The following is a 12829-nucleotide window of genomic DNA, read 5'->3' as shown; positions in this document are numbered from 1 at the left end:
GCCGGAGCTCGTCGGGCGCTACGCCGCGTACCGCTCCACGAATGTGCGCAGCATGCGGCGGGGATGGGAGACGGCGGCTCGCCGCACTGCGGTGAGGGTCAGCTCGAGCTCGTCGGCGGCGAAGTAGCCGTAGCCGGCATAGGCGTGGATGCGGGTCGTGATGCCGTCGACGTCGAGCTCGGGGTGGAACTGCGTGGCGTACACGTTCTGCCGCACCCGGAACATCTGCACCGGGCACCCCGGCGATGAGGCGAGCAGGGTCGCCGATGCGGGAAGCTGCGAGATCGCCTCCTTGTGCCCGACGAAGGCGTGGAAGGTGCGCGGCAGGCCTTCGAGGAGGGGATCGGATGCCCCGTCCTCCGTGAGCGTCACCGGGACGACGCTGATCGGCTCTGAGTACGTGCGGTCGATCGCCGCGCCCTGGTGCACGCCGAGCGTGCCGACGCCGTAGCAGGCGCCGAGGAAGGGGAAGTCCCGCGCGACGACCTCGTCGAGGAGCGTCTGGAACTCCGCCTCGACGCGGTGCTGCACGGCCGACTTCTTCTCGTCGGGGTCGGACGCGTTGAACGGCCCCCCGCCCACGAAGATGCCCGAGAGCTCGTCGAGATCGAAGCGGGGCATGGGTCCGGCCTCGAGACGCACGCGGACGAGGTCTCGCTCATCGAGTCCGGTGAAGCGAAGGAAGAGCGCGTACTCCTCGTCGGCGGGCACGTCTTCGGCGCGCGTGGCGAGGAGGACGAACGGCTTCACGCTCCCACGATATTCGCTCCCGCCACCCCGCTCCGACGCCCCGGTCGTCGAGCGAGCGGAGCGAGTCGAAACGGGTCAGCAACGCCATCGTCCGAAGGTATGCGCGGACCGATCCTCGCCGAGACCCGTTTGCTCTCGTCGCTTCGCTCCTCGCTCAACGACCGGGGAGCGAGCAGGTCAGGAGGCGTAGGTGACCAGGCCGAGCTCCACCGGCGAGACGAGCAGCGGATGAGCCGGCACCACGCGCACCGTGTAGCCAAAGGTCCCCGTCACCGTGAGCGGCAGCGTGCCGGTGAAGAACGTGACGCCGTCCGCGGTCTGCTCGGCCGGAGCGAGGCGGTGCACGGAGTGGTCGCGCGCGAGCGCGTCGTCCTCATCGGTGCGCCCATAGGCGAGCTCCACCGCCACATCGTCGAGCGCCAGCCCGTCGAGTCGCACGGCCGCGCTCACCTCGAGGGCGTCACCGGCCTGCGCCTGCGCGGGGATGCCGGACGAGTCCACACCGGCGATCGAGACGCGCGCCCAGGCATCCGCCACCCGCGCCTTGAACTCCGCGAGCGAGCGCGCCTCGGCGAACCCGTCGGCGCGGAGCGCGGCGTCGTGGGCCGCCGCGGGCACGTACAGGCGCTGGACGTAGTCGCGCACCATGCGGTCGCTCGTGGCCTTCGTGCCGAGGTCGGTCATGGTGTGGCGCACCATGCCGAGCCACGCTGTCGGAATGCCGCCCTCGCGCTCGTAGAACCGCGGCACGAGCTGGTGCTCGATGAGGTCGTACAGAGCGGATGCCTCGGCATCATCGCGCTCTTCGTCGTTCGACGCGGTGTCGGCGGTCGGGATCGCCCAGCCGTTCTGACCGTCGAACCACTCGTCCCACCAGCCGTCGAGGATGGACAGGTTGAGCGCGCCGTTGAGCGCCGCCTTCATGCCGCTCGTGCCGCACGCCTCGAGGGGGCGCAGCGGGTTGTTGAGCCACACGTCGCAGCCGGGGTAGAGGTCCTTGGCGAGGCCGATGTCGTAGTCCGGGAGGAACACGATGCGTCCGCGCACCTTCGGGTCGCGGCTGAAGCGCACCAGCTGCTGGATGAGGATCTTGCCGGAGTCGTCGGCGGGGTGCGACTTGCCCCCGATCACGATCTGAACCGGGCGTTCCGGGTCGGTCAGGAGCCGGGTGAGGCGCTCCGGGTCGCGGAGCATCAGCGTGAGCCGCTTGTACGTGGGCACGCGGCGCGCGAAGCCGATCGTGAGCACCTCGGGATCGAGCAGGTCGTCGATCCACGCGGGGGTGTGGCCGTTGGACACGGATGCCGCGACCCGCCGTCGCGCCTCGGCGACGAGCTCGCCCTTCATCTGCTGGCGGACGCCCCACAGCTCGGCATCCGTGACCGCCTCGCGGTCGTTCCAGTCGTGCGTGTCGGTATGGGCGTCGCCCCAGACGCGCTCGCTGAGCGCCTTGAGGGCGGGGTGCACCCACGTCGGGGCGTGGACGCCGTTGGTGATCGAGGTGATGGGCACCTCGTCGACGTCGACGTCGGGCCACAGCATCCCGAACATCCCGCGACTCACCTCACCGTGCAGCTGGGAGACACCGTTGGCGTGCTGGCCCAGATGCAGGCCGAGGACGGCCATGTTGAAGACGCCCTGGTCGCCGCCGTCCCACGTCTCGAGGCCGAGCGCGATGGCGCGGCCGGCGTCGAGGCCCGCGAAGAGACCGTTCGCAAGGTAATCGGCGATGAGGTCGCGCGGGAAGCGGTCGATGCCGGCGGGCACGGGGGTGTGCGTCGTGAAGACCGTGCCGGCACGCACCTGGGCGAGCGCCACGTCGAACGTGAGGCCGTCGTGGGTGATGAGCTCCGACATCCGCTCCAGGCCCTGGAATCCGGCATGGCCCTCGTTGGTGTGGTACACGTCCGGAGCGGGCCGTCCGGTGATCTGGCACCACCGGCGCAGCGCGCGCACGCCGCCGACGCCGAGCAGGAGCTCCTGCAGCAAGCGGTGCTCGCCGCCGCCGCCGTAGAGGCGGTCGGTGACCTTGCGCATCTCCTCGGAGTTCGAGGGCGTCTCGGAGTCGAGGAGGAGAAGGGGGATGCGTCCGATGTCGGCCACCCAGATGCGGGCGTAGAGCACGCGGTCGCCCGGGAGGTCGAGCGAGATCTCGGCCGGCGCCCCGTCCGCATCGCGCAGCAGCGTGAGACCGAGGCCGTACGGGTCGAGCAGCGGATAGCTCTCGCGCTGCCAGCCGTCGTCGCCGATCGACTGGCGGAAATAACCGGCGCGGTAGAAGAGGCCGACGCCGGTGAGCGGCACGCCGAGGTCGGACGCGCTCTTCAAGTGGTCGCCCGCGAGGATGCCGAGACCGCCGGAGTACTGGGGGAGTGACCCGTCCACGCCGAACTCGGGCGAGAAGTAGGCGATGTGGGCGGGCTTGTCGCCCTCGAGTCGCTGGAACCAGCGGTCGCCGTCGAGGTAGGCGGTGAGGCGCTCGTCCTCCTCGCGGACCCGCTGCACGAAGGCATCGTCGCGCGCGAGCTCGTCCAGGCGATCCTGACCGACGGCGCCGAGCATGCGGGCGGGGTTCTCGCCGATGCGCTCCCACAGCGACGGATCCATCGACGCGAAGAGCGCGTGCGTCGCCCGGCTCCACGACCAGCGCCAGTTGGCGGCGAGGCGATCGAGAGGAGCGAGGGAGTCGGCGAGGACAGGGCGGACGGTGAACGTTCGGATGGCCTTCACGCAGCGATTCTAGGGGCACCGGCTGGAAACGCTTGCATAACGTCCGGCGGCCGACGAGTGCGCGAAGAGGACGGCGGGGGCCGCACAGCGAACCAGAGCGACACGGCAAATGCAACCGCAGGGCTCCTGCCGATGCGCGGGTCTACGCTGGGCGCATGGCAATCGCACGACTCCATGGGGGCCCGCTCGACGGTCAGCTCCTGCCGCTGGAAGACCCGCAGCTCGACCGTCTCATCGTCCCGTACAGCGAGACCCAGGTCGTCTACGAGCGGAAGGGCGACCCTGAGAAGACCGGCGAAGGCGACGGCCCCACCGAGGCCGAGTTCTGGTTCGTCGAGTCGCAGGACGACATCGATCCCAGCGCGAGCCCCGCGAGTGAGCTCCGCTGATCCCGGGTCCGGCGGAGCGCCGGCACGTTCCGTCGAGGTGGAGCTGAAGTTCGACGTCGAGCCGGGTGCAGCCGTGCCCGACTGGTCCGCCCTGCCGAGCGTCGCCTCGGTGAGCGCGGGGGAGGAGCGGTCGCTGGACGCGACGTACCTCGACACCGACGATGCCGCGCTCGCCCGCCACGGCTATGCCCTGCGCCGCCGGACGGGCGGTCCCGACGAGGGCTGGCACATCAAGGGTCCTCGCGGTGCCGACGGCGGCCGAGTCGAGCTGCACTGGCCACTCGGCGAGGCGGCTACGGTGCCGGACGCCACGCGCGCAGAGCTCGCCGCCGTCGCCGGCGACGCCGAGCTGACGCCGCTCGCCCGCATCCGCAACCATCGGATCGCCTACTCGCTCCTCTCGGCGGGTGGCGGCGTCGTGGCGGAGTTCGCCGACGACCACGTCTCCACGCGCGACGAGCGCAGCGGCACCGAACGCGAGTGGCACGAGTGGGAGGTCGAGCTGGGTCCGGCCGCGCCGGCCGACCCCGCGTGGCGTCAGTCGTTCTTCGCTGCCGTCGAGCGGGCGGCGCTGGCCGCCGGTGGCCGGGCCGCGGCATCCGATTCCAAACTCGCCCGCGCGCTCGGTCACTGAGGCCGTCTTCGGGACCGCGCGAAGCCCGCGAAGCGGGGTCGCCATCGGAGAGGTACGGCGGTTTCGCCGGGACTAGGCTTCGGGACATGAGCAGCGACGCGCCCCGCAGCCGGACCGTCGAGTGGGAGGACCCGGCGCCGCCGCTGGCCGCCTCCCGGGCCATGGACGGGCTCACCTACCTGCGTGCGCTCATCGCCGGGGAGCTTCCGCCCCCGCCGATCGCGCGCCTTCTCGACTTCACGCTGGTGTCGGCCGAGCCCGGCGAGGCGGTCTTCGAGTGCGAGCCCCGCGAGTTCCACTACAACGTGCTCGGCGTGGTCCACGGCGGGGTCGCGTGCACGCTCCTCGACACGGTGGTCGGGTGCGCCGCGCACACGACGCTTCCGGCGGGGGTCGGGTACACGTCGATCGACCTCACCGTGTCGTACCTGCGGCCCATCCTCTCGACGACCGGCATGCTTCGCGCGCGGGGCCGGGTCGTGAAGGGCGGGTCGCGGGTGATCTTCGCCGAGGGAGTGCTGGAGGATGCCTCGGGCACCGCGCTCGCGACGGCGACCAGCTCGCTTCTCGTGCTGCGGCCCTGAACGGCGAAGGCCCCGGAGTGATCCAGGGCCTTCGCGTCGTCGGGTCGCTCGACCCGGGTCGCGTCAGAGGTTGATCATGTGGCCGGCGAGGCCGTGGAAGGCCTCCTGGACGGCCTCGGACAGCGTCGGGTGGGTGTGGACGTTGCGCGCGGCCTCGAGCGCGGTGAGGTCCCACTTCTGCGCGAGCGTGAGCTCGGGGAGCAGCTCGGACACGTCGGGGCCGATCAGGTGTCCGCCGAGCAGTTCGAGGTGCTCGCCGTCGGCGATGAGCTTGACGAAGCCGATCGCCTCGCCCAGGCCGTTGGCCTTGCCGTTCGCCGAGAACGGGAACTTCGCGACCTTGACGTCGTAGCCGGCGTCCCGGGCCTGCTGCTCGGTGAGACCGAACGAGGCGACCTGCGGCGAGCAGAAGGTCGCGCGGGGCATCATGCGGTAGTCGCCGAGGGTCATCGTCTCGGCCTTGCCGATCGTCTCGGCAGCCACGACGCCCTGCGCCTCGGCCACGTGGGCCAGCTGCAGCTTCGCGGTGACGTCGCCGATCGCGTAGATGTGGGGCACGTTGGTGCGCATGTTGTCGTCGATGTCGATCGCGCCGCGGTCGGTGAGCTTCACCCCGGTGCTCTCGAGGCCGAAGCCCTCGACATTGGGGGCGAAGCCGATCGACATCATGACCTTGTCGGCGTCGATCGAGCCGGCGGTGCCGTCCTTCGCCGTGTACGTGACGGTGACCCTGTCGCCGTGGTCGGTGACCGTCTCGACCTTCGTCGAGGTGAGGATGTCGACGCCGTAGCCCTTGTACTGCTTGGCGATCTCCTTCGACACGTCGGCGTCCTCGTTGGGGAGGGCGCGGTCGAGGAACTCGATGATGGTGACCTTGACACCGTAGTTGACCATCACGAAGGCGAACTCCATGCCGATCGCGCCGGCGCCGACGATGACGATCGACGAAGGCAGGTCGCGGGCGAGGATCTGCTCCTCGTACGTGACGATGTTGCCGCCGATCTGCACGCCGGGGAGCAGGCGCACCTTCGAGCCGGTCGAGATGATCGCGTTGTCGAACGTGACCTCCTCGGTGGCTCCGTCGGCCTTGGTCACGGTGATCGCGTTCGGACCCGTGAAGGAGCCGCGGCCCTCGTACTCGGTGACCTTGTTCTTCTTCATCAGGTAGTGGATGCCCTTGACGTGCGTGTCGGCCACCTTGCGGCTGCGGTCCCACGCCACCCCGAAGTCGAACTGCACGTCGCCCGAGATGCCGAACAGCTCCGCCTTGTGGTGGAACTGGTGGGCCAGGTCGGCGTTCTTGAGCAGAGCCTTCGAGGGGATGCAGCCCACGTTCAGGCAGACACCGCCCCAGTACTTCTCTTCGATGATCGCGACGGAGAGGCCGAGCTGAGCGCTGCGGACGGCCGCGACGTACCCGCCGGGGCCGGCGCCGAGGATGACGACGTCGTAGTGAGGCATGGTTCCAGCCTAGTGCTCGTCGCCGGGCGCCGATCCGGGCTGCGGTTCGCCGCCGGGCGTCCGCTCCCGCCGGGCGCGGACGGTGAAGAGGGCGACGAGGCCGCCGCCGACCGCGGCGAGCAGCAGGCCCCCGAGCACCCAGGGCCACACGTCGTCGAAGCTCGACGCCTCGTCGGCCGGGGGCGCGGTCGGCTCGGGCGAACCGGACGGCTCCGGCTCGGTCGTGGCGGTCGCCGAAGGCTCGCCGCCGCTGCCGCTCACCTCGAACGTGAACTCGCCCGAAATGGGATGTCCGTCGCTCGAGACCACCTTCCACAGCACGGTGACGGCACCGGATGCCTCGCCCGTGAGCGCCTGCGTCAGGGTGTTGTCCTCGGCGACGGGGTCGGCGTCGACGAGCGATGCGCCCGAGGCATCCGTCACCTCGACCTCCGAGGCGCCCGGGTCGGTCGCGATCCTCCCGCTGAAGGTGAGGGTCAGCTCGTCGGGCAGGGTCCCGACGGTGGAGTCCTCGGCCGGATCGCTGCCCAGCAGCTCGTCGTGAGCTGCGGCGGGGGAGCCGGGCAGCAGCAGGGCGGCCGTCGCCAGGAGGGTCGCGATAAGCGCGGTCCAGCGGGCGGCGGGGCGTGTGTGAATTCCTCGTGACATCACCCGATCGAGCCTATCCGCCCCCTTCGATCCGGGCCTCGCGAGGTCTAGCATGGCGCCACGCGGGTGCCCCTGCCCGCCGACGAAGCGTCAGCGAGGTGAGAGATGGACTCCACGATGATGGACGCCATGTCGAAGGACATGATGTCGATGCCGGGCATGGACACGATGGACATGTCGGTGCTGCAGGCCTGTATGGACGCCTGCTCGGCGTGCGAGCAGGCCTGCACGGTGTGCTCCACGCAGATGATGTCGTGCGCCCCCGCGTGCATGAACTGCGCCGACATGTGCAACACGATGATGCGCGCCATGATGCGCATGCAGGGCATGACCCCGGCAACGATGATGTCGATGCTCGACGCCTGCATCGCGATGTGCCAGCTGTGCATGGACGAGTGCATGGAACATGCCGACCACAGCGAGGTCTGCAAGATGTGCGCTCAGGCCTGCAAGGCGTGCATGGACGCGTGCATGGACGTCAGGAGCATGATCATGAAGGCCGCCTGAGCGGCCTTCGCCCGTTCGCGTCGGGCCTCCGGGGATCAGCGGCGCAGAACGTTGAAGCGCTCGCGTCCCGCAGCGAGGACGTGATAGCGCCCGTGCAGCGCGACCGGGGCGCCTGGCGAGAGCACGAGCGAGGCTCCCGCGCCGTTCCACAGCGCGACCGGCTCGCCGCCCTCGAGCGTCCGCACGAGGATGACGCCGGAAGCAGCGTCGGCGTGCTCGACGATCGCGTCCGACCACTCCGAGGGCGTCGCCGAGGCGAGCCGCGACTGGATGAGGTGCAGCGCGTGGCCGGGGGCGAACGAGGAGCAGGCCGAGCCGTAGTCGCACATGCACGTCGCACGCTCACGCACCTCGAGGGGCGGGAGGGGACGATGCTGGCTCGACACGGCGGGGCTCCTTCTCGTAGGTTCGATCTTCAACCCACGTTAGGTCGGCCGTCGTCCCCCCGGCATCCCGGCCGACACGCGGCGAAACATACGGATCGGGGTGTCGGGTCCGATTCACCGCCTTCGCGGCGCGGGTGATCGGATAGGCTGACACGCAGAGGAGGACCACCGTGGAGGAACACCGCCGACCCGATGAGGGCGACATCCGCAGGGCTTCCGGCTCAGCGGGAAACCCGAGCACCCCCGATCGCGGCACCGACACGACGCAGACCTTCGGTCACGATTCGGACCTGTCGTTCGTACCGTTCGGCAGCGACCTCGCCGACGCCGAGCTCGAGGCGATCGATGCGCTGCCCAGCGGCGCGGCGCTCCTTCTCGTGCGCTCCGGTCCGACGGCGGGAGCCCGCTACCTCCTCGACACCGACGTGACGACCGTGGGTCGTCACCCCGAGGCCGACATCTTCTTCGACGACGTCACCGTCTCGCGTCGTCACGCCGAGATCACCCGCACGGGCGCGACCTTCGAACTCGTCGACCAGCGCTCGCTCAACGGCACCTACGTCAACGGAGAGCGTGTCGACCGCGCCATCCTGCGCAACGGCGCCGAGGTGCGCGTGGGCAAGTTCCGGCTCAACTTCTTCGTCTCGCCCGCTGACCTGTCTCAGGCCGCGGACGCCTGATGCCGGCCGCTTCCGCCCGCGAACGCCCGTCGTCCGCGGGGCTTCTGAGCATCGGGCAGGTGCTCGCCCGGCTGTCGCCCGAATTCCCCTCGCTCACGTCCAGCAAGCTGAGGTTCCTCGAGGTGCAGGGAATCGTGACGCCCACGCGCACCGAGTCCGGCTACCGCAAGTTCTCGCAGGCGGACCTCGAACGGCTGAGGCTCGCGCTCACGCTGCAGCGCGACCATTACCTGCCGCTCGTCGTGATCCGCGAATATCTCGACGACGTCGACTCCGGCCGCCAGCCGGCGACCCCGACGTCCGTTCCGCCGCCCTCGATCGTGCCCGCGCCGCGGCGCTACCGGCGTGACGAGCTGCTCGCCGCGGCCGGTGCCGCGCCGCAGCTGCTCAACGACGCCATCAGCACCGGGGTGATGGCCGGATCCGACGCCTACACCGAGCAGTCCGTCGCGCTCCTCCGCGCGCTCGTCGCGCTCGACCGGCACGGCATCGAGCCGCGCCACGTGCGCGCTCTGCGGCAGAACGCCGAGCGCGACGTCGCGCTGGTGGAGCAGGCTCTCGCGCCGCTGCTGCGGAGGACGGATGCCTCGTCCCGTGGCCGCGCGAGCGAGTTGGCGCCCGAGCTCGCCAAGCGCCTCGACGACGTCCGCTCGATCTTCGTCCGCAGCGCGCTGGACAAGCTGCTGTCCTGACGACGGCGATTCGCGCGACACGCCGGGGGCGTTGTCGCGGATGTCATTGCTGGACCGGGGTGGCTGATCTAGCGTGGAGGTATCCGATTCCGGAGGGGGGCGAGCATGACTGCTCGAGAAGCGGCCGAGGGCGAACCGTTCGTCGCTGAACTCCTCTTCACCGACGGCCTTCCGGCGATGGATGACGAGGTGGGCTACCGCGGCGCGGTCGCCGCTCGCGCCGCCGGCATCACGTATCGCCAGCTCGACTACTGGGCCCGCACCGAACTCGTCGAGCCCACGGTGCGGGGCGCGAGTGGCTCGGGATCGCAGCGCCTCTACGGCTTCCGCGACATCCTCGTGCTCAAGCTCGTCAAGCGTCTCCTCGACACCGGCATCTCGTTGCAGCAGATCCGCACCGCGGTCGAGCAGCTTCGTGCCGCCGGCATCCGCGACCTCGCCGGCACGACGCTCATGAGCGACGGCGCGTCCGTCTATCTCTGCACATCGAACGACGAGGTCATCGACCTCGTCAGCCGCGGACAGGGCGTGTTCGGCATCGCGGTCGGCAAGGTGCTGCGCGAGGTCGAGTCCGAGCTCGTCGACTTCGACGCGCAGGCGCCCGAGACCATGGACGAGCTGGCCGCGCGGCGCGCGGCGCGCTCCGCCTGACGCGCCGCGCGCTCCCTGCTGCTCAGACCGTCATCGCCTCGACCGGCTGACGGCTTGCTCCGATCGCGTCCAGAGCCTGCCCCAGGTCGCCGATGAGGTCGGTGGCATCTTCCAGCCCGATTGACAGCCTCACGAGGGCATCCGACGGCTTCGCCTCACTCTGGACCGGGCGATGGGTCAGCGCGGCCGGGTGCTGGATGAGCGAGTCGACGCTCCCGAGCGAGACGGCGTGGGTGAACAGCTCCACCGATGCGGTCAGTGCGCTCGCAGCCTCGAAACCGCCGACGAGCTCGATCGCGATCATGGCGCCCGGTCCCGACTGCTGCCTCCCGACGAGACCCTGCGGGTCGCACTCGGGGAAGTCGGGGAAGTGCACGCGTGTGATCTCGTCCCGCGTCCTCAGCCAGCGAGCGACGGCGCGAGCGGTCTCCTGCTGTGCGCGCACGCGCACGGGCAGGGTCGTCAGGCCGCGATGCAGGAGGTACGCCGCGAGGGGGTGCATGATCGCGCCGGTGATGGCCCTCGTGCGCCGCAGGGCGGCGGCCGTAGCCGCATCGCAGGCCACGACGCCCCCGACGACATCGCCGTGCCCGCCGAGATACTTCGTCGCGCTGTGCAGCGACAGCGAGGCTCCCAGGTCGAGCGGATGCTGCAGCACCGGCGTCGCGAACGTGTTGTCAACGAGCACCGGCACGGTGCCCGCCGCCGCCACGACGGCGCGGATGTCGACCAGCTCGAGCGTCGGGTTCGCGGGGGACTCCAGGATCACCAGGGCGGTGTCGTCGCGCAGCGCGGTGGCGACGGCATCCTGCGCGCAGTACGTCACCTCGACGCCGAGCAGTCCCGAGGCGAGCAGGTGATCGGTGCCGCCGTAGAGGGGCCGCACTGCGACGATATGGCGCTTGCCCTGCTCGTGGGACAGCGCCAGGAGCACGGCCGTCACCGCCGCCATCCCGGACGAGAAGGCCACGGCCTCCTCCGCGTGCTCGAGCCGGGCGAGCGCGTCCTCGAAGCGCGCCACCGTCGGGTTCCACAGTCGCGCGTAGACGTGCGAGCCACCCTCCAGCGGCTGGCCGCCGGTGGCGAGAACCTCGTACGACAGGCCGCCGACGTCGATCCCGGGAAGGGGATTGGTCGACGACAGGTCGAGGGGGAGTGCGTGCACGCCCAGGCCGGCGAGGTCGTCGCGGCCGGCGTGGACGGCAAGGGTATCGGGGTGCAGCGTCTTCGGTGCCATGGTGAGATCTTCGGTGATTTCGCAGGACTCGGCAAGCCAGCTTGCTGCTGTGGGGCTCAGAAGTCAGTATGAGTTGCAGAATCCACAAGAAGGGAGACGCGGATGCCGCAGCCGCCGAAGAATCCGCAGGTCGGGGCCGTCGGCCTCGACGCCACCGACCGGGCGATCCTCGCCGCCCTCATCGAGGACGGGCGGATGACGAACGCCTCGCTCGCCGCACGCGTCGGCCTGGCCGAGTCGACGTGCGCCTACCGGGTCAGGGCGCTGCGCGAGTCGGGGATCATCTCGAGCATCAGCGCGCGCGTCGACCTCGGGGCGGTCGGGCGTCCCATCCAGGCGGTCATCCAGGTCCAGTTGGCGAGCCACAGCCGAGAGCACATCGACGCGCTGTTCGAACGACTGGTGGGTATCCCCGGGGCGCTGTCGGTGGCGCACGTCGCGGGTGACAACGACTTCCACGTGCACGTGGCCGTGGCCAGTCCGGAGCGGTTGCGCGACCTCATCCTCGAGCACATCACGAGTCATGCTGCCGTCACGAAGACCGAGACACAGCTCATCTTCGAGGCGCGGCAGGGCGGAGGCGTGCTCGGCCCGCTCTAGCCGGTCAGGCGCGGGCTTCGCCGGGCACCGGGATGCGGCCGGTGCGCATCACCCGGTCGAGCAGCGAGTCGAAGTCGGCCGCGAGCTCCTGAGCGGAGTCGCCCGGCCAGATGTGGAGCGGCTTCGCGGCCCCCTGCGCCTGCTGGAGCGACGTGCGCTCGGGCAGCTGCGGCGAGAGCACGAGCGGGCCGAACATGTCGCGGAGCTCCTTGATGCGGAACTGGTGCTCGATCGACTGCGGGCGGACGCGGTTGACGACGATGCCGAGAGGCTGCAGGCGCGGTGAGAGACCGCGGCGGATCTCCTCGATCGCGCGCAGGGCGCGGTCGGCGGCGGCGACCGAGAACAGCCCCGGCTCGGTGATGACGATCACGCGGTCACTCGCGGCCCACGCCGTGCGGGTCAGGGCGTTGAGCGACGGCGCGCAGTCGATCAGGACGAGGTCGTAGTCGGCCTCGATGGTGGCCAGGGCCTCCTCGAGCTTCCACACGTCGCGGACGCTCGGGTGCGGGCCGTCGAAGTTGATCGCGGACGGACTGCCGATCATGACATCGATCGTGCCCGGGTGGACCTTCGCCCAGCCGCTGGAGGTGATGGCCTGCCGGACCGTCTTCTCCTTGGGATTGGCCAGGACGTCGGCGACGTTGAGTCGTCCGGCCACCTGGATGTCCATGCCCGTCGACACGTCGGACTGCGGGTCGAGGTCGACGACGAGCGTGCGGACACCGCGGGCGAAAGCCGCGGAAGCGAGTCCGAGAGTCACGGTCGTCTTGCCGACACCACCCTTGAGCGAGCTGACGGAAAGGACGTGCACAAGGCACCACGTTACCGTCCCCTAGGCTGAGAGGACACTCAGGCCCGCCCGCACCGCTGCACCCGG

Annotated in this window: 15 protein-coding genes; 8 read left to right on the top strand and 7 right to left on the bottom strand. The window is 70.4% G+C overall.

The features are described 5' to 3' along the window. Window positions 1–18: 18 nt before the first annotated feature. Complete coding sequence (locus HF323_RS11805; RefSeq protein ID WP_169582749.1) at window positions 19–750, bottom strand: glutamine amidotransferase; 732 nt, start codon at window positions 748–750, stop codon at window positions 19–21. Window positions 751–927: 177 nt separating this feature from the next. After that, complete coding sequence (gene glgP, locus HF323_RS11800) at window positions 928–3480, bottom strand: alpha-glucan family phosphorylase (RefSeq protein WP_169582748.1); 2553 nt, start codon at window positions 3478–3480, stop codon at window positions 928–930. A gap of 155 nt (window positions 3481–3635) precedes the next feature. Here glgP and HF323_RS11795 point away from each other — a divergent pair, with 155 nt between their 5' ends. From HF323_RS11795 to HF323_RS11785, 3 genes are all read left to right on the top strand, one after another. Further along, window positions 3636–3869: a response regulator gene (locus HF323_RS11795; protein WP_169582747.1), complete on the top strand. Its 234-nt coding sequence runs from the start codon at window positions 3636–3638 to the stop codon at window positions 3867–3869. Further along, window positions 3856–4503 carry a CYTH domain-containing protein gene (locus tag HF323_RS11790; protein ID WP_169582746.1) on the top strand — a complete coding sequence of 216 codons (648 nt, stop codon included), beginning with the start codon at window positions 3856–3858 and terminating at the stop codon, window positions 4501–4503. Before HF323_RS11795 ends, HF323_RS11790 begins: the two co-directional genes overlap by 14 nt. Window positions 4504–4589: 86 nt before the next feature. Continuing rightward, the gene (locus HF323_RS11785; RefSeq protein ID WP_169582745.1) at window positions 4590–5087 is read left to right on the top strand and encodes a PaaI family thioesterase; all 498 of its coding nucleotides are present in this window, start codon (window positions 4590–4592) and stop codon (window positions 5085–5087) included. 63 nt (window positions 5088–5150) lie between these two features. On the opposite strand, the gene lpdA is transcribed toward HF323_RS11785, so the two are convergent. Together lpdA and HF323_RS11775 are read right to left on the bottom strand one after the other, a co-directional pair. Then, window positions 5151–6548, bottom strand: a complete 1398-nt coding sequence (gene lpdA / locus HF323_RS11780) for a dihydrolipoyl dehydrogenase (protein ID WP_169582744.1) — start codon at window positions 6546–6548, stop codon at window positions 5151–5153. A gap of 9 nt (window positions 6549–6557) precedes the next feature. Then, window positions 6558–7196: a copper resistance CopC family protein gene (locus HF323_RS11775; RefSeq protein WP_169582857.1), complete on the bottom strand. Its 639-nt coding sequence runs from the start codon at window positions 7194–7196 to the stop codon at window positions 6558–6560. Window positions 7197–7301: 105 nt separating this feature from the next. Between HF323_RS11775 and HF323_RS11770 the strand changes: the two genes are divergently transcribed. Next, complete coding sequence (locus HF323_RS11770) at window positions 7302–7703, top strand: hypothetical protein (RefSeq protein WP_169582743.1); 402 nt, start codon at window positions 7302–7304, stop codon at window positions 7701–7703. 35 nt (window positions 7704–7738) lie between these two features. Here HF323_RS11770 and HF323_RS11765 read toward each other — a convergent pair whose 3' ends face one another. Beyond that, entirely contained in the window at window positions 7739–8089 is a 351-nt protein-coding gene (locus HF323_RS11765; protein ID WP_169582742.1) for a hypothetical protein, read from the bottom strand. 170 nt (window positions 8090–8259) lie between these two features. Between HF323_RS11765 and HF323_RS11760 the strand changes: the two genes are divergently transcribed. The 3 genes from HF323_RS11760 to HF323_RS11750 all read left to right on the top strand — a co-directional run bounded on the left by HF323_RS11760 (window position 8260) and on the right by HF323_RS11750 (window position 10112). Then, a complete protein-coding gene (locus HF323_RS11760) occupies window positions 8260–8769 on the top strand; it encodes an FHA domain-containing protein (RefSeq protein ID WP_169582741.1) in 510 nt (169 codons plus the stop codon). Further along, window positions 8769–9461, top strand: a complete 693-nt coding sequence (locus HF323_RS11755) for a MerR family transcriptional regulator (RefSeq protein WP_169582740.1) — start codon at window positions 8769–8771, stop codon at window positions 9459–9461. The genes HF323_RS11760 and HF323_RS11755 overlap by 1 nt, the downstream gene beginning before the upstream one ends. Window positions 9462–9566: 105 nt before the next feature. Continuing rightward, on the top strand, window positions 9567–10112 hold the full coding sequence (locus HF323_RS11750; protein WP_169582739.1) for a MerR family transcriptional regulator: 546 nt from the start codon (window positions 9567–9569) through the stop codon (window positions 10110–10112). Between the two features lie 22 nt (window positions 10113–10134). On the opposite strand, the gene HF323_RS11745 is transcribed toward HF323_RS11750, so the two are convergent. After that, the gene (locus HF323_RS11745) at window positions 10135–11349 is read right to left on the bottom strand and encodes a PLP-dependent aspartate aminotransferase family protein (RefSeq protein ID WP_169582738.1); all 1215 of its coding nucleotides are present in this window, start codon (window positions 11347–11349) and stop codon (window positions 10135–10137) included. Between the two features lie 102 nt (window positions 11350–11451). On the opposite strand from HF323_RS11745, the gene HF323_RS11740 reads away from it, so the two are divergent. Then, window positions 11452–11949 carry an Lrp/AsnC family transcriptional regulator gene (locus HF323_RS11740; RefSeq protein WP_169582737.1) on the top strand — a complete coding sequence of 166 codons (498 nt, stop codon included), beginning with the start codon at window positions 11452–11454 and terminating at the stop codon, window positions 11947–11949. Window positions 11950–11953: 4 nt separating this feature from the next. Here HF323_RS11740 and HF323_RS11735 read toward each other — a convergent pair whose 3' ends face one another. Beyond that, the gene (locus HF323_RS11735) at window positions 11954–12763 is read right to left on the bottom strand and encodes a ParA family protein (RefSeq protein ID WP_056119365.1); all 810 of its coding nucleotides are present in this window, start codon (window positions 12761–12763) and stop codon (window positions 11954–11956) included. Window positions 12764–12829: the final 66 nt, after the last annotated feature.

It is taken from the genome of Microbacterium sp. MF43, from assembly GCF_012847295.1.
In the GTDB taxonomy this organism is placed as follows: Bacteria; Actinomycetota; Actinomycetes; order Actinomycetales; family Microbacteriaceae; genus Microbacterium.
Note: the sequence above shows the minus strand (reverse complement) of the source record. Positions and strands in the feature narration are given on the sequence as shown.